This is a genomic window from Pseudomonas sp. TE24901, assembly GCF_054058375.1.
The window spans coordinates 342592-357361 of record NZ_JBSSAF010000004.1 but is presented as its reverse complement, the minus strand read 5'-3'; the positions used below and the strand labels follow the sequence as shown (position 1 = coordinate 357361).

Genomic DNA, 14770 nt, shown 5'->3' with positions numbered 1-14770 from the left:
TCAGCTGCCCCCTCGGATACGACGCCAGATGTCCCAGATGTCCGCTTTTTCCACCCACACCATCAGCTTGATGCTGATGGGGATGACTATCAGGGCGCAGAGGAAGGCACCGCCGCCGCTGGTGATAAAAGGGAGTACCTGCAAGGCCATGGGTGCGAACAGATAGCCAACGCCTGCAGACAAGAACAGCGAGCCCAGCCTCTGCCAGACCTTTAGGTCGTGCTTGGTACTGGTCACCAGCCATGCGCCCAGGATCGCCCCGAACAGCGCCTCGCCGTCGATGATCGGCGTCACGGTTGCCAGGCCCAGGCCCATAAGCAGGCCGGTCACAGCGCTGGAAGTCGGATCAGCCATGGTGTGGGTTTCCTTGGATGCAGGGGGTCAGTTCCATAGCTGCACCATCTGCCGCTGGGGCGCGCTGGTTTGGGCTTCGGGCATGTTGACGACAAGGCCTTGCGGCAGGATCGGGCCGTGGTCGGCCAGACCGGGGTTGGCTTCAAGCACGGCCTCTGTAACGCCGGCAGTGCGGCCGTAGAACCGCCAGCAGAGGGCGTCGACGGTGTCGCCTTGGTTGGTGCGGATGGCGGTGGGCATCAGATCAGCTCCACGGTGGTGCGGCTGATTCCGAGGAAGTCACGGACGGCCCAGCGCAGGTCGCGGCGGTAGTCGTCGATGGTTGGGGTGGTTTCTTCGGCTTTGTCGCTGCCGGTGTTGGTCGCGCTGTAGTCGCGGTACCGCTCGCAGACTTCGGCGCCGGTACCGGCCTCGATCGCACGGCGGTACAGGTGGGCCTGGACCGATACGTCGTTGATCTTGTCGTCTGGCACATCGGCCAAAGTTGCGTGGCCGGCAGCCTGTTGTTTGGCCTTCCAGGACTTCAGTTCACGGTTGAGGTTGATGGCAGCAGCGATTACGGCAGTTTCCAGGCGGGCAGGAGTGACGCTGTTGTCGATGCGCAGAGTGGCGCGCAGCTGCTCAAGATCAATTGAGGGCCAGAACGGGTCGGTGTTGATATGGCCGCCGGTGACTGGGCCGCTGGCTACAAATGCGCTCATGAAAACGGCACTCAAAAATAGATCGCCGGTGGTCGGGGCTTCACGTTCAGGAGGAGCGGCCTGGCCGATCCGCCCCGAGCCGGCGGGGTGCGTGGGGACGCTCGGTTAGCTGCTGGGAGCAGCGTGTTTCTTGAGGAGACGCTCGACGCGCTCCAGATCCTTTTTGCCGCCGCAGTTGCTGTGCAAGTCGATAGCTTTGGCCAGGTGCTGCTTGGCCTCAGTCAGGGCCACCAGATTGCCGGCTGCGGTATCGTCGGGAATGGCTGCCAGAGCCTTGCCGATCGCCAGGTGCAACTTGGCGCGAGCTTGGTCGGGCATGTCCTGTCCGGCAGTGATTCGCTGGGCTTCTTCAAGGAACTCCAGTGGAAAACTATCGCCAGCTTTTTGCGCTTTGAGGGCGGCTTCAGCGATTTCTTCTGCGATCAAGGTGCCGGTGGTGCGTTCGAAGCGATCCGGCATTTTCAAACCGTGCTTGATGACGTAGTCAGCAATCTTCAGCGCGCCGCCATAGCCGCCCGCATCAATGCACCAGAGCATGATGGTGGTGAGCACCTCGTCCTGAGCGCCGTTGCCGGCGTCCAACACGCCCTGCACATAGGGTTCGTACTCAGGGATCAGTAGCGCCTTGAGTTCAGCTTTGCCCTGGTTGGACTGCACCTGCTTCAGACGCGCGCGGTGCTGAGCCAGTTGGGCAAGTTGGTGCTCGTAGGCGGTTGCGCCTTCCATTGAAGTGGCCGGCGCAGTTGCAGCGGACTCAATGGCTGCGCGTTTGCGCAGCTGGTTGCGTTGGGCAGGTGTCTGGTGCATGGCGCGCCTCTTAAGCCGCAGTCGGTGCTGGGTAATTTACGGCCGTGATGCTTTCCACCAGGGCGACCAAGCCGAAGTCTTCGATCACGTAGGCTTCGTTCGACGACTGATAGTCAGCGATCCGATCCAGCTCTGGTTCGTCTTTCAGGTGACGGCGGCGGGCACCGTTCTGGTAGTAGATCGAAAGGTTGCTGAGGGTGGTGACCAGCACGGTGTTATCCGGGAAAAACGGCGCGTCGACGACCGGCAGGCCACCCAAACGGGCGCGGCTGACAATCTCTTGAGCGGCGTTTTCTTCCTGGTTGGAGTCGGCCCCCTTTTCCACGGCTGCCAGCAGTTTGCTGTGCATCAGGTTGCGAGAAACCAAGACGCGCAGATCCGGGCGGGTACGGTGCCATGGGTCGAGCATCTGGATCGCGTCGAACACCAGGCCATCGAGGTTGGCGTAATCACCCTCGAATACAGTGTCTACTCCCGCAACCTTGATGACTTTGCGGGGGCCGATGGTGGCAGCGTCCAACACGCGGTCGTCGGCGCTGAGGCGAATTTTTTGCAGCCAGCCGATGTTGACGTCTTGCAACAAAGGGTTGGCGGCACGGTTGGTGGTCGCTGCGGCACTGGTACCGTTGAAGCCGATCATGATGCGGTCCAGGGCCTGGCGCAGGATGATCGCGTTGCTCAGCTTGACTTGGAAGTCGGGGAACTTGGCCCAGGCATCCAGCAGGGCATAGGGGAACGCGCTGTCGAAGTTCGTTTGCTTGCAGACGTAGCTGTCTTTGGTCAGCGTGCTACGGCTCAACGGGCTACGACGGGTGCCGCCGGAGGTATCAGTGCGGCTTGCAACCGGGCCATTTACGCCCAGCAGCAGGGCCTCGCCGGACTGCTCGTCTACGCCAATGATGTTGATCTGTTTCAGGAAACCATCGGATTCCTGCACCGCAACTTCCAGTTTTTGCTGGATGCTGGGGTCGACGCTGAATTTTTCGTGGGCACTGGCTACGCCATTGAGCAGGGCGATCTGCACGGCCAGGGCGGCGAAGGCGAAGCGTGTTTCTTTACGCATGGGGGTGTTCTCCGGTGAAAAGGCTTGTCGGTGTCGGGCCGTGGGTTCAGTAGGCGGTCAGGACGGTGCCTTGACTGCCAGTACTGTGCGGGCGCTGCGGCTGGCTGGTATCAGCGGTTTGGCCGAGCTTGGTTTTGAGCTCTTTCAGCTCGGTATCCAGGCTGGTGAACTGCTTTTTCAGATCTTCCAGGGCCTTGCCTGAGGTCTCGGCTTTTTCTGCCTGCTGGGTCGCGAGGGTGACCAGGCTTTCCAGCGCTTCACCGATGTCGGAGAAAGTGTTGGCGTCCTTGCCATCCTTGTCCTTGCTCATTTTGATGAACTCACTGAGCTTGGCCTTGATTGCTGCGAAAGCACTTGGCTGGTCGGTGACTTCTTCGAATTCGAGGGTGGCTTCTTCGGCGGCGCTGAACAGGTTGTCTTTGTCCTGTTTACGCCCGGCCAAAGTGCCGTGGGTAGCGCTGAAGCTCAAGGCTTCGGTGCCCAGGCTGGCTGGAGTGTCAGTGATGGCTAGGCCCACCAGGTAGGCCTTGCCGCTATCGGCAAACTTCGGCTGGATCTCGACTGAGGTGTAGATCTTCTGACCGGCTTTGTTCAAAGCCAGCAAGGCATCATTGGGTTCAAGCTGCGCGAACAACGCCAGTTTCTTGATTCCGGCAATCTCGACTTCTTCAGCCTTGAGCGCCACTACGTCGCCGTAAGCGCCGAACTCGCCACCAGGCCAGTAACCTTTGATGTGTTCGCAGTTGATGCGAGCGCCATAGGTGTTCTGGCTGTATTGCGAGGCCATGTCGTCAATCCAGCTCCGCTCGATGATGCGGCCATCGGTGGTCGCGCCTTCTACTGCAATGCGGGTCCACTTGGAGCGGAATTTCTGTTTGGTGCTGCTGGCCATGGGGAGTCCTCAGTGCTGTGGCGGCGAACTGCCGTTGCGATGTGGGCATGGTCGATAGGTGCGGCCTCGCGGGCAACGAGCCGCACTTGTAGAGCAACGCCCTACAGGGAGCAGAGCGGGTATGCCACGCGCGCGGGAGGCAGCATCTGCGCCATGAATGCTCTCGCTGAAATTCCCGTCCGTGATAACCGTCGCCAGGCCAAGTTTTTGTACTGGACCGGTTGGCGCATCACTGAAATTGCCGAATACCTCGACGAAAAAGAGAAGACGGTCCACAGCTGGAAGGCCCGTGACGAATGGGACCGGGCGGATAACGTCGAGCGCATCGGCGGGGCGCTGGAGGCCCGGCTGGTTCAGTTAATCCTGAAGGAAGGCAAGACCAGCGGCGACTTCAAGGAAATTGACCTGCTGCACCGCCAATTGGAGCGCCAGGCTCGCATTGAGCGGTTCCAGGGCGGCGGTACCGACGCTGAGCTAAACCCGAAACTGAATGACCGCAACAGCGGGCCGAAGAAAAAACCGAGCCGCAATGAGTTCAGCGAAGAGCATATCGAGCTGCTCACCCAGGCGTTTGTCGATGGATGCTTCGGTTATCAGCTTGATTGGTACCGGGCCGGCAATCAGCGTACTCGCGCCATCCTGAAAAGCCGTCAGATCGGGGCGACGTTCTACTTCGCTCGGGAGGCGTTGATTGATGCGCTTACGACGGGGCGTAACCAGATCTTCCTGTCGGCGTCGAAGAATCAGGCGCACATTTTCAAGTCGTATATTCAGTCATTTGCCAGGGAAGTCGTCGGCGTCGAGTTGACCGGCGATCCCATAACGCTGGCGAACGGCGCCGAGCTGCACTTCCTGGGCACCAACGCCCGAACCGCCCAGGGCTACCACGGCAATTTCTACTTCGACGAATTCTTCTGGACGTTCAAGTTCAAGGAACTGAACAAAGTCGCCTCGGGTATGGCGATGCAGAAGCAATACCGCCGTACCTACTTCAGCACGCCGTCGAGCATGGCACACGAGGCATACACGTTCTGGACGGGGGAGCGATTCAACAAGGGCAAACCCGCTGCCAACCGTATTTCAGTCGATGTTTCCCACGATGCCCTGCAACAGGGGCGGTTGTGCGAGGACAAGGTGTGGCGGCAGATCGTCACGATTCTGGACGCCGAGCAGCGCGGCTGTGACCTGTTTGACCTTGAGGAACTGCGCCAGGAATACGACGCCGAAGCCTTCCAGAACTTGCTGATGTGCCAGTTTGTGGATGACGGGGCGAGCATTTTCCCTCTGTCGATGTTGCAGTCGTGCATGGTGGACAGCTGGGTCGAATGGGCCGAGGACTACAAGCCGATGGCGCCGCGCCCGCTGGCCGATCGCCAGGTGTGGTTGGGCTATGACCCGGCCGAAACGGGCGACAGCTCGGGCCTGGTGGTCGTGGCTCCGCCGATGGTGCCAGGCGGCAAGTTCCGGGTGCTTGAGCGGCACCAGTTCCGTGGCATGGACTTCGCGGCGCAGGCCGAGGCCATCCGAATGGTGACCCAGCGTTATTGGGTGACCTATATCGGCATCGATACAACAGGCATGGGCTCTGGCGTGGCGCAGTTGGTGCGGCAGTTCTTCCCAGGGCTGACAACGTTCAGCTATTCGCCAGAGGTGAAGTCGCGCCTGGTGATGAAGGCCTATGACGTGATTAACAAAGGCCGTCTTGAGTTCGACGCTGGTTGGACGGACTTCGCGCAATCACTGATGGCTATCCGCAAAACCATCACCGCCAGCGGCCGACAGTTCACCTATACAGCCGGCCGCAGCGAATCAACCGGCCACGCCGACCTGGCCTGGGCGCTTTTCCATGCACTACACCACGAACCGCTCGAAGGGCAGACGGCTGCCAATACTGGGCGGATGGAGCTTTTTTGATGAGTACAGACAATGAGGTGGCGGTTGCCACGGAGCAGGCGGTGAGTGATCACAAGTCGGTGGCGTTCACGTTCGGCGAGCCGGAGTCGGTGCTTTCGGCCAGGGAGATATTTGACTCGTTGGAGTGCTGGTTTAACGGGCGCTGGTATGAGCCGCCGTTGTCGCTGGATGGGCTGGCTCGATCGGTGAAGGCCAGCGTCCATCTTGATTCAGGGCTGCGCTTTAAGCGCAACCAGCTGACCCGCACGTTCATCCCGCACAAGTTGCTGAGCCGCGAGGCGTTCGACCAATACGCCCAGGACTACTTGGCCCTAGGCAATGGGTATATGGAGGCCCGACGATCATTGCTGGGCACGACGGTAGCGCTGAAACCCGCGCTGGCTAAGTACATGCGAGTAGGGAAGGACGATCGTTTTTTTCAGGTGCAGGGCTGGAAGAGTGAACACGAATTCGACCAGGGCAGCGTGTTTCATCTGCGTGAGCTGGATCTGCATCAGGAAATTTACGGGTTGCCGGAGTGGCTCTGTGCATTGCAATCGGCGCTCCTGAACCAGTCGGCGACGTTGTTCCGCCGCAAGTACTACGAGAACGGCAGCCATGCCGGTTTCATCCTGTACATGACGGACGCCGCGCAAAGCGAATCCGATATCGACGATCTGCGCACTGCGCTGAAAAACTCCAAGGGGCCGGGCAACTTTCGAAACTTGTTTGTGTACGCGCCGAACGGCAAGAAGGAGGGCATTCAGCTAATACCGGTGAGCGAGGTGTCGGCCAAGGACGAGTTCAACTCGATCAAAGACCAGACCCAAGGCGATGTGCTCGCAGCGTTACGGGTTTATCCCCAATTGATGGGCATCGTGCCGAAGAACGCGGGGGGCTTTGGTTCACCGAAGGAAGCGGGGGCGGTCTGGGCCACCCTGGAGCTTGAGCCGATTCAGACGCGCCTGGCCCTTCTCAATGATTGGGTCGGCGAGGAAGTCGTGCGCTTCAAACCTTTTGAACTTGGACCGGGGGAGAAATAGTACCTCTGCGTACTGGTTGAGGCGTCGAGCTGTGTTGTGTAGATTCAGCTCGACGGCGAACTGCTAGAAATTACCCAGCCGAAAAGCTATTGAGTTTTTGAACCAATAACCCAAGAAAGGTTTTTCTATTACGTAGGTGCTGTCCCAGCCTTCTAAGGTCATCGGAAGGATCAAGATTGTTGAAGTCTGAATCGGACATTACACATATGTATAGCCACTTCATTATGTACTCCATATTGTAATTTTCGTTTTTAGGGTCTGGATAGTACTTGAACGCATCGTGAATATCTCCTATTGGAATGTTACCTTCCACCAAGCGTGAAAATATTCCAGGGCGCATTACTTTTAATGTGCATACGGTGGCGATAAGTGCCTCATGAACTTCCGCGCCTTTTTTCTCACTCATTAGCATGATTGCTAAGTTTGAGAAGATTCTCTCAAGCTCTCTTAGAGAACAATTAAGCTGAGTTCCTAGGGTCGTAAAGAACTCTGCCCATTCTCCGTCTGTTAAGTTGTATTGGTTGATTAGGTGTGCACAATATTTTTCGATGTCACCGTTTCGGCCTTTTTTCTTCGGTAAAGTAGCTTCGATGGTGATAAATTTTTGTAAGTATGTATGAGCGTTAAGGTTTGCGCCATATGTGGATTTTATTGATTCTTGCAGCTGTGATTTATTGATTACCAAAAGAAAATTTACGTTTGGAACAGAGAATAGATGTTTTATTTTTTCCAACATTTCAACCGCGAACGACGGGCGGCACCGATCTAGCTCGTCGATGATGATAGTAAGAGGGCTTTCAGACGGCTCTTTTAAACTATTTGGGATGGTGGAAAGAAAGGATTTAAAGTGCTCTATAGATTGACGTTCAGCTTTATGGTTTGTTAACCGGTCTTTTATATATTTTTCGGCGCTTGAGCTTATATCTTTAGAGATGTCTTCGCTTATCTTTCCAAAGTCTTGTAAGTCAGTTTCTTTAATGACTCCTGCGGATATCGCTCGGATTCCGATTTTTGCACTTAATGATAAAACATGTGCGCCGACATTTTTAGCCTTGTCGATAAACTCTGTTGATTTTTTCGGAGGTGCATTTTCTGTAACGTAGTCAGTAATTGCACCTGCGACTACCATGAATGCATCATCGACATAGTCGGAAGCGAAAGCGTCAATATAAATATTAGGTACTTTTTCTTGGTCTAGTATTTTTTGCCATGCTTTTACGAATGTTGACTTTCCCTCCCCCCAGTTGCCATCGAGACCAATAACCAAAGGGTCTTTCGAGTTTTTTACGATATTTGCTAGTGCGATGCCGAAATTTTTTCGCCCGAACAAATCTGGACCGAAATCGTCGTCCGATATCTGGTGAGGCTGTACGACCAGTTTCATTTTTATTTCCTTATAGGGTGAAGACCACCCACTGTGTTGTGCGGGGGGAATTTAGTGTCCAACTGTGGCCGAGTGCTAAATGTGTCTGGTTACTGTAGTCAGGTCCGCTCCACAAGTCGCTCAAATACCCAGCATTTGATGCTTTTACCGGTGAGGCGGCTGTAAACGGTGTAGTTCTTGTGCAGGCAGCGGGGCGTATGGCTCTGCCACATTGCTTGGCGTAGTACGCTGTCGAAGGTTAGTGGTTGGCCGTGTTTAATCAGCAGGCTGGCCAACTCTCGTAGATTGATGGCTAGAGTTTTAGAGGCTGTGGAGTGGTTGTAATCCACGCCTTTACCTTCGAGGTAAGCTAGGGCTTCCCAGAATGCCTTGAGAGCGTCCGGTAAGACAGGAGCGGAGCGACCTAAATTTTCGATTTCGGGTGCGGGTAGGCCGAGTGCAAAGGAGACGTCAGCCAACTGCTGATGAATTAACTTACGTAATTCAGAGTCTCGGGTGCGATAAAGCTCTTTACCTAATGCTAGGCGAAGCCGGTGGTTGGCAATGCGCGTAGCTGCTGTTGAGGGGTTACCCAACTGATAACCGCCGGTCTTGCGCAAGCTTGGGAGCACTTCATCGCATACCCAGGTCTCGAACCGCCGTGCTTCCTCTTTTCGGCTTTTGATAATCAGGCGGTACAAGTTGCCTTCATTGATGAACGCTATCTCGCGTTGCTGACCTCCTGAGCTGGTATATCGTTTCGATACACCAGCCTCACGGCAATGGTCTTCAATTGTCTGGCTGGTGTTGCTATACCCGAGCACATCACAGACATCCTTGGCGCAGAACCAATACTCGCCATCCTCTTCGGTCACCACTCGCACCGGCAATGCTTCAAACTCAAATAGCATGGGCATGGTCACCGGTTCATTCCTTTCGACATCTCGTCCATTGTGGGTCTCTGCGCCGAGTAGTTTGCCCAGTCCAGTCGCGGCAGGCAACCCGATCAGCACCCGGCGCGCGCCGTCGTCCCCCCACCACGCCTGCGGGCTAAATGGGTCGTTTTTTCTGCATACCTGCGGACCGTTCAACACGGCCCCGGCTGGGGGGCTGCTCGGGGATGTGGGGTGGTCAAAAACCTGCGGAACCCTGCGAGGGTGGATGTTTTACGCAACGCTTATAAGCACGCACGAACGGCTGAAATCAGTAGGTGCCTCGGGAAAAAGGTTAGTTTTTTTTTGAAGGGGTGCTTAGGGCTTGGGAGGCCCGTGTTTGTTGGGCTTGAGACCTAACTTTGATGGGTTAGGTTGGGTTAGGTTAAAGGTTAGTAATTCGTAAGTGACTGTTTTTAAAGGAATTAATATATTTAATATTTAACACTAATAAAGGTTAGGAAATAACCAGACCTAACCCAAAAGCTAACCTTGCCAACCCGTCGGAAAGTCATAACAGACAAGGCTTTCAGGGCCCCCAGCAAAAAACTAACCCTCCTAACCTCTTTCCCGTGGGTCAACATGAAAACGCGAAATGTGCCTAGGGCGGGGCACTTTTGAAGCTGCATGCTGCATTGCGCAGTACTCACGACCTTTACGTTCACGCGCCCGCACTCACACAGCGTCCGATGTTGACGTCTGCAGGGGATGTTGGGATTGGGGCGACAGGCACTGGCGACAAGCACTGTGGCGCAACCATGCGGATGTGGTTTTGCCGGCCAGACGAGAGCTAGCTCAGGGGGTGAGGCAGAGGCGGGGAGTTTATCAGGATTGGGATCGGGTAAGGTCGGCGGCTACAGAGCTGAGGGGGTTGAATCTTCCGGCAGGGTCAGGAGTTCCGTGTCATAGCAGCCTCAATGATTACGTCTAGTCGGCATCTTAAATCGCTGGTCGCTGTGTTGGTTCGGCAGGCCCCGGTAGGGCTGCTAAATAAATCTGTCCCCTTTTTCGTAATCATTTCGACGTGACAGCGGCCGGTTCAAACTCTCGCTCGGGTAACATGGCGAAGCACGGAGCGTTCTATCCTGCTTTTGGAGTGTAATTCATGCAGCGTCTACGAAGAAAAAGGCTTACCCAGAATAGGCCAAATGAGGCCAAGAGAAACATGAGTCGAGGCGACTATAAAAATAATCTGGATATTTGGCTGTCACGACTAAGTCATATTTCTCAGTTTGGGCTTTTTGCGCTAACTATTGGAGCTCTTTATTATACCGTTATTCCGTTATATAAAACCGCAGCTCTAGAGGAAAGTATCGCTCGGCGCGAGGCTGAGCTAAGTGTGATGAACAGTAAGCTAGAGATTGCGACTGCCTCATTTGAAAAGGTCAAAGCTGAGATTTACGATCGAAATAGGAAGGATTTAATTAAGGGGATAATTTCAGTGTCTCCATATTGCTCAGGTTTGATGACACCACCAAGCTCGCCAGATAAGTCGGAAGGCGGGGAGTTAGGTAAACATTTATTAAAGGTTGACGCTGCCCAGTGCTTGCAAGAAGAATTCGAAGCTCGAGGAGCTGTATCTATTCTTACTGCTGACGACTATTTAATTCTCAAAAATGCCGTTGAGTCGATTTGTAGTAAATTGTCGGAAATGCAAAAAAAAGCGTTAATAGATATCGACACTCTTCCGGAGCGGGCAGCCAAGGACCCTTCAATTTTGGCGCCGTTAGGGCCCTACTCAAAGGAAGAGGAAGAGTTTGATAAGCTTGTAGAGTCGCTTGTTCCAGGTGTTATGAACAAAGAGTCAAAATTTAAGTCAGCTTTAGCTAGTACGCGTACTAAAATATCCATGGATTATGTTGCGTCCGTAACTGAAGAGATTCTAAAGCTTCGGGAAATTAAGTGGTCTGTTGTGAAGTAGCTACTTTTTTGCGGTGGAAACGCGTTGAGGGTTTAACATGTAGGAATAGTGCTGTTACAGGGGTGATGCTAATACTTGGGAGTATTACTGTATTGTCTCTTGTCTCATACCTATAGCTTTAAGACCTCCAATGCATCACCAACGACATTTTTTATTTTCGCCTTACTGAAAGAGATCAACCCAAAACTGGCTTTTGCAGAATCCTCAAGGTGATTTTGGCCTGAGACGGCGAAGGGATTATTGAGGTTCATCCTGAGGGTTTTCAGCAGGGGGCTGTTGTGTGCTGAGTTGCTCGGTGATGAGTTTGGACAGCAGCTGATGCAGTGGGCTTAGGTCAGGCGAACCTAGGGCTAAGGACGCGTCTACACGCTGGAGAGCAACGACGTATTCATCTCGGTCGCGACAAATCAGCTCGGGAAGGATCGTAGTTCCTGGTAGCCAGCTACCGGATTTCACACACAGTACGAAATAGCAGGCGGCCCTAGCTGTTCGACCGTTACCGTTGATGAACGGGTGAATGTGGTTCAGCCGCCAAAGCACGTATGCCGACAGCGCCACTGGGTCGGTTTGCTCCCAGTTTCTATTGACCATATTGACGAGGTCATCCATGAGCGCCTCGACCCGGTAGTGGTCGGGGGGCGTATGTTGGCCGACGTAGACTTGGCACGGGCGGTATTCGCCAGCATTTGTATGCAGGCAAGTGATCGCATGAAAGTTCAATGCCTTGATGATGTGAGTCGACAAAAAAGGGCGCTGCGTAGCCAATGCAGCGCCCACAATGGACTTCAAGAAATCGTACTGTCGATTGCCATTGGAGACTTCAAGCTCCTGATAAACAGGGTGTTGCTCAGTGCCTCCACACAGCTCGAACAGAATCAACGTTTCGCCCCTGGTATCCCTTCCTGCTCAAGGATCAGCTTGCGAACCTGCTCACGAGTGACGCCGTTCTTAGAGCCCACAGACCCGTAGACGAACGATACACGCTGTTCCAATACTTCCTCAGCCGATTGCTTATGCTGCGCGGCCCCTTTGAGTGCAAGCAACAGATCTGGGCTGGTATCCAGATCCAGGAAATTCTTCGCCACGGTGACCTCCTTTGCGCTGTTTAATCTATGCATTTGACATCGGCGCGGGCCAAGTGTCCTCTTTATTTATCGGTCCCGCTCATGAAGATCGCAAGGAAATTAACGCTCTTGGTTCCTAGCGCCGACGGGTGGGGTCGAACTCCATGTGCTGCTGATTGTAGACTGTTCTCACATTTTTCCTCTGTCTGTTTAAGGCGTCCCGTTGAATCTGCACACGCTTTGGGAAACGACAAGCGGCTACGCTAGGCCCTTTTCGACCATTCAGGCACAGCCTTTACAGCCAGCTAATGAGTAGGCTTGAGGCTGGTTTCCTATACGCATTTCTGCTCCTCGTGTGCCCACCATCCTCTATGTGCCTAGAACGTCCAGTTAGGTCAGATTCGCGCCCCTCAATCGCGCTAGGCCTTGTTTGATGTGACCCGAGTTTTCCCCAATAGTGTGAAGGGCTCCCCGAACGTTCTCACCCAGCTCTAAAGCGTTTTGCTGCTCAGCCCAAAGAGTTAGCTCCATCACCGCCGCTTCCAGGGCAAGTTGATTTTGATAAAACCGTTCCAGCACGTCCGTCAGTGAATACTCGCTTGCCATAGTCGGTGATCCGTTTTGAAAGTTATCAAGCATAGCAGTAGCAGTTTTCGGGATTGCTAAAGCAGCGGAAAAAGGGGGGGGGGCGTCACTGCTCGAGAGTAGTGGTGGTACGAAAGTGGTACAGAGATTTCTATGGTGCGCTACAAGGCTTGTATTACAAGGCCTGTAGAATTAGCAGTTCCAATCCATCATGGGTGCAACGCTAAAGCGCCGAGAGAGTGGCGCAATTTGTAGAGACATGGGCAATCTGAGTCAACGAGGCGAATGGCGCGCAGTTTATCAGGGATGCCTCTTGGGTGTGGCAGAGGCATTAGCTGCGTTTTTCACCGTGTTGAGAGTTGCGTGAACATTGGAGGCAGCCCCCGATAGCCATTCACCTCGAATAAGCAGTCCGTCGCGGCAAGCTGTGTTCAGCGCGAATGCTATTTTCACTGAATTTCTTGCTCGCCGAATCACCAATACCCGTCGCGCGGGTTTCTTCCTTGATGTTGCTGCCCCCCAGGTAAGTGCCGCGCAGAATGCGATAGGCGTGTACCAGTTCGTGGGCCAGGCCAATGAAGCTCGTCGAGCTGTCTTCATAGCTCATCCCGGTGGGAACGCCTTGGGCGTCCAGTGCGAGGCTGGAGTAGGGGTTCCATGTCACTTCGACACTGGTGCCGGGCCCTTTGAAAATCCACTTTTTCAAGGCGTCGGTTGCATTGCCGACGGAGGCGCAAGTGTTCGGCGTCGTCGAGTAATCGCTGGCGATAGCAATGATCTTGATGGTTTTACCGGTGCTGGGGCCGCAAAGCTCATTGATTTCCTTGAGCAGGTCGCGCCCGGTGTTTCTCGACTCGATCCTTTGCAGCGCGGTGATCAGGTTGTTCATGAATTCAAGGCTGGCTGACTCCAGGGTGATGTTGGGGAAGGCGCTGTAGTTTTGGATCATCACCTGTGTTCCTTATGATCTTGAAATGACTAGGAACACAACACGCAGCCGCCGACTTTTATTCCATGGCGTTTGGGCTGGGTAAGTCCCGACGCGCCACGAAGGGATAACCTGAACCCGCCCTGTCGCCCCGTAAAGTTTCATCATCCCCAGCATCTTTGAGGTCTACGATCCTCTTCAAGAGAGGACCTCCGTGCCTCCGGTCCATAGGGAACTGAAAACATGATCTCGAACCTCGTCAAAGTCGTGATGGTCGCTGGTGCGTTGCTGTTGAGTGCTTGTTCGTCGGGGTCGTCGGGCGGTAGCAGTGACCCTTGTTTTTCGGGGGGATGCCAGGCGTTTGGTGACCACAGCCCTGGCAAAGCCGCCAAGATGAATTTTGGTGGCGGCAGTGGATTGGGGAGCAGTTTTGGGGAGTATGGGGCGGGGTTGATGCATGACGATTGATAGGGCTTAGGGCTGCTGCGCAGCCCAGCGCGGGGCGAGCCCGCTCACTACAGGGATGGGTGTTCAGTTTAGGCTTGGGCGTGAGCTGAGCCCAGGATCAGGCGCAGGCCCAGCGCGCCCATGACCAGGCCGGCGGTGCGGTCAAACCAGTGTTTTGAGCGCAGGTACGCGGCGCGAGGCCGTTCCGACGAGAACGCCAGCGCGACGACGGTGTACCAACCGGCCTCAATCGCAAAGATTGCCGGTAGCAGCACGGCAAAGGTCCAGGCCGGGGCGTGCGCTGGCAAGAACGCCGCAAAGATACTGCCGTACACAACCGCCGCTTTCGGATTGCTCAGTTGCGTTACTGCCGCCAGCGTGAAGGATTTGCGTGCGCTTTGCGGCCTGCCATCGGCGGTGGTGGGTACGACGATCGGGCTTTTTGCCGAGCGCCACAGCTGTACGGCCAGCCAGATCAGGTAGGCGCCGCCGAGTATTTTCAAAATCACGTACAGCCATTCCACTTTGGCCAGCAGCGTTTGCAGGCCGAACAGGCCGAGCCCGCCGTACACCACGCCGCCGACGCCCATGCCCATCGCCGCTGCGAGTGCGTCGCGCCGCGAAAGGGCGATGGCGGTGCGGGTGACGAAGACGAAGCTGGGGCCGGGGCTGGCGGCGCCGATGGCAATGGCGCCGAGGATGCTTAGCAAGGGGAGAGTGATGTCCATGGGGCCCTTCGTTTTATGTTGGGGTTGTTCGAATCAACATAACAATTCA

General features: G+C 55.0%; 17 protein-coding genes. 4 read left to right on the top strand and 13 right to left on the bottom strand.

The window, feature by feature from the left end; translation table 11 throughout:
• The 6 genes from ACVWVP_RS10415 to ACVWVP_RS10390 all read right to left on the bottom strand — a co-directional run bounded on the left by ACVWVP_RS10415 (window position 1) and on the right by ACVWVP_RS10390 (window position 3817).
• Window positions 1–354 carry a putative holin gene (locus tag ACVWVP_RS10415; protein ID WP_457405634.1) on the bottom strand — a complete coding sequence of 118 codons (354 nt, stop codon included), beginning with the start codon at window positions 352–354 and terminating at the stop codon, window positions 1–3.
• A 27-nt stretch (window positions 355–381) separates the two neighbouring features.
• Window positions 382–594, bottom strand: coding sequence for a tail protein X (locus tag ACVWVP_RS10410; RefSeq protein WP_457405632.1), 213 nt, complete (start codon window positions 592–594; stop codon window positions 382–384).
• Window positions 594–1055 carry a head completion/stabilization protein gene (locus tag ACVWVP_RS10405; protein ID WP_457405629.1) on the bottom strand — a complete coding sequence of 154 codons (462 nt, stop codon included), beginning with the start codon at window positions 1053–1055 and terminating at the stop codon, window positions 594–596. Before ACVWVP_RS10405 ends, ACVWVP_RS10410 begins: the two co-directional genes overlap by 1 nt.
• A gap of 105 nt (window positions 1056–1160) precedes the next feature.
• Entirely contained in the window at window positions 1161–1862 is a 702-nt protein-coding gene (gpM, locus tag ACVWVP_RS10400) for a phage terminase small subunit (RefSeq protein ID WP_457405627.1), read from the bottom strand.
• Window positions 1863–1872: 10 nt separating this feature from the next.
• Window positions 1873–2925: a phage major capsid protein, P2 family gene (locus ACVWVP_RS10395; protein ID WP_457405624.1), complete on the bottom strand. Its 1053-nt coding sequence runs from the start codon at window positions 2923–2925 to the stop codon at window positions 1873–1875.
• 46 nt (window positions 2926–2971) lie between these two features.
• Window positions 2972–3817: a GPO family capsid scaffolding protein gene (locus ACVWVP_RS10390; protein WP_457405621.1), complete on the bottom strand. Its 846-nt coding sequence runs from the start codon at window positions 3815–3817 to the stop codon at window positions 2972–2974.
• 153 nt (window positions 3818–3970) lie between these two features.
• Between ACVWVP_RS10390 and ACVWVP_RS10385 the strand changes: the two genes are divergently transcribed.
• On the top strand, window positions 3971–5731 hold the full coding sequence (locus ACVWVP_RS10385) for a terminase ATPase subunit family protein (RefSeq protein ID WP_457405618.1): 1761 nt from the start codon (window positions 3971–3973) through the stop codon (window positions 5729–5731).
• On the top strand, window positions 5731–6753 hold the full coding sequence (locus tag ACVWVP_RS10380) for a phage portal protein (protein WP_457405616.1): 1023 nt from the start codon (window positions 5731–5733) through the stop codon (window positions 6751–6753). Before ACVWVP_RS10385 ends, ACVWVP_RS10380 begins: the two co-directional genes overlap by 1 nt.
• Window positions 6754–6823: 70 nt before the next feature.
• Here ACVWVP_RS10380 and ACVWVP_RS10375 read toward each other — a convergent pair whose 3' ends face one another.
• Together ACVWVP_RS10375 and ACVWVP_RS10370 are read right to left on the bottom strand one after the other, a co-directional pair.
• The gene (locus ACVWVP_RS10375) at window positions 6824–8137 is read right to left on the bottom strand and encodes a KAP family P-loop NTPase fold protein (RefSeq protein ID WP_457405613.1); all 1314 of its coding nucleotides are present in this window, start codon (window positions 8135–8137) and stop codon (window positions 6824–6826) included.
• A 98-nt stretch (window positions 8138–8235) separates the two neighbouring features.
• Window positions 8236–9207, bottom strand: coding sequence for a BRO-N domain-containing protein (locus ACVWVP_RS10370; protein ID WP_457405611.1), 972 nt, complete (start codon window positions 9205–9207; stop codon window positions 8236–8238).
• 946 nt (window positions 9208–10153) lie between these two features.
• Here ACVWVP_RS10370 and ACVWVP_RS10365 point away from each other — a divergent pair.
• The gene (locus ACVWVP_RS10365; protein WP_457405609.1) at window positions 10154–10969 is read left to right on the top strand and encodes a hypothetical protein; all 816 of its coding nucleotides are present in this window, start codon (window positions 10154–10156) and stop codon (window positions 10967–10969) included.
• A gap of 237 nt (window positions 10970–11206) precedes the next feature.
• Here ACVWVP_RS10365 and ACVWVP_RS10360 read toward each other — a convergent pair whose 3' ends face one another.
• The 4 genes from ACVWVP_RS10360 to ACVWVP_RS10345 form a co-directional block, all read right to left on the bottom strand.
• Window positions 11207–11848 carry a Fic family protein gene (locus ACVWVP_RS10360; RefSeq protein ID WP_457405606.1) on the bottom strand — a complete coding sequence of 214 codons (642 nt, stop codon included), beginning with the start codon at window positions 11846–11848 and terminating at the stop codon, window positions 11207–11209.
• Window positions 11845–12054, bottom strand: coding sequence for a hypothetical protein (locus tag ACVWVP_RS10355; protein ID WP_457405603.1), 210 nt, complete (start codon window positions 12052–12054; stop codon window positions 11845–11847). Before ACVWVP_RS10355 ends, ACVWVP_RS10360 begins: the two co-directional genes overlap by 4 nt.
• A gap of 369 nt (window positions 12055–12423) precedes the next feature.
• A complete protein-coding gene (locus ACVWVP_RS10350; RefSeq protein ID WP_457405600.1) occupies window positions 12424–12639 on the bottom strand; it encodes a hypothetical protein in 216 nt (71 codons plus the stop codon).
• A 373-nt stretch (window positions 12640–13012) separates the two neighbouring features.
• On the bottom strand, window positions 13013–13567 hold the full coding sequence (locus ACVWVP_RS10345) for a M91 family zinc metallopeptidase (protein WP_457405598.1): 555 nt from the start codon (window positions 13565–13567) through the stop codon (window positions 13013–13015).
• Window positions 13568–13789: 222 nt separating this feature from the next.
• Here ACVWVP_RS10345 and ACVWVP_RS10340 point away from each other — a divergent pair, with 222 nt between their 5' ends.
• Window positions 13790–14014: a hypothetical protein gene (locus ACVWVP_RS10340; RefSeq protein ID WP_259173416.1), complete on the top strand. Its 225-nt coding sequence runs from the start codon at window positions 13790–13792 to the stop codon at window positions 14012–14014.
• 68 nt (window positions 14015–14082) lie between these two features.
• Here the strand turns inward: ACVWVP_RS10340 and ACVWVP_RS10335 are convergent, their stop codons facing one another.
• The gene (locus tag ACVWVP_RS10335; RefSeq protein ID WP_457405596.1) at window positions 14083–14721 is read right to left on the bottom strand and encodes a LysE family translocator; all 639 of its coding nucleotides are present in this window, start codon (window positions 14719–14721) and stop codon (window positions 14083–14085) included.
• Window positions 14722–14770 lie beyond the last annotated feature (49 nt).

Bases quoted from the DNA above. Each gene is read 5' to 3' on its own strand.
- ACVWVP_RS10335 (WP_457405596.1), bottom strand. From the start codon at position 14,721: ATGGACATCACTCTCCCCTTGCTAAGCATCCTCGGCGCCATTGCCATC.
- ACVWVP_RS10380 (WP_457405616.1), top strand. From the start codon at position 5,731: ATGAGTACAGACAATGAGGTGGCGGTTGCCACGGAGCAGGCGGTGAGT.
- ACVWVP_RS10365 (WP_457405609.1), top strand. From the start codon at position 10,154: ATGCAGCGTCTACGAAGAAAAAGGCTTACCCAGAATAGGCCAAATGAG.
- gpM (WP_457405627.1), bottom strand. From the start codon at position 1,862: ATGCACCAGACACCTGCCCAACGCAACCAGCTGCGCAAACGCGCAGCC.
- ACVWVP_RS10375 (WP_457405613.1), bottom strand. From the start codon at position 8,137: ATGAAACTGGTCGTACAGCCTCACCAGATATCGGACGACGATTTCGGT.
- ACVWVP_RS10415 (WP_457405634.1), bottom strand. From the start codon at position 354: ATGGCTGATCCGACTTCCAGCGCTGTGACCGGCCTGCTTATGGGCCTG.
- ACVWVP_RS10390 (WP_457405621.1), bottom strand. From the start codon at position 3,817: ATGGCCAGCAGCACCAAACAGAAATTCCGCTCCAAGTGGACCCGCATT.
- ACVWVP_RS10395 (WP_457405624.1), bottom strand. From the start codon at position 2,925: ATGCGTAAAGAAACACGCTTCGCCTTCGCCGCCCTGGCCGTGCAGATC.
- ACVWVP_RS10385 (WP_457405618.1), top strand. From the start codon at position 3,971: ATGAATGCTCTCGCTGAAATTCCCGTCCGTGATAACCGTCGCCAGGCC.
- ACVWVP_RS10340 (WP_259173416.1), top strand. From the start codon at position 13,790: ATGATCTCGAACCTCGTCAAAGTCGTGATGGTCGCTGGTGCGTTGCTG.
- ACVWVP_RS10350 (WP_457405600.1), bottom strand. From the start codon at position 12,639: ATGGCAAGCGAGTATTCACTGACGGACGTGCTGGAACGGTTTTATCAA.
- ACVWVP_RS10405 (WP_457405629.1), bottom strand. From the start codon at position 1,055: ATGAGCGCATTTGTAGCCAGCGGCCCAGTCACCGGCGGCCATATCAAC.
- ACVWVP_RS10345 (WP_457405598.1), bottom strand. From the start codon at position 13,567: ATGATCCAAAACTACAGCGCCTTCCCCAACATCACCCTGGAGTCAGCC.
- ACVWVP_RS10410 (WP_457405632.1), bottom strand. From the start codon at position 594: ATGCCCACCGCCATCCGCACCAACCAAGGCGACACCGTCGACGCCCTC.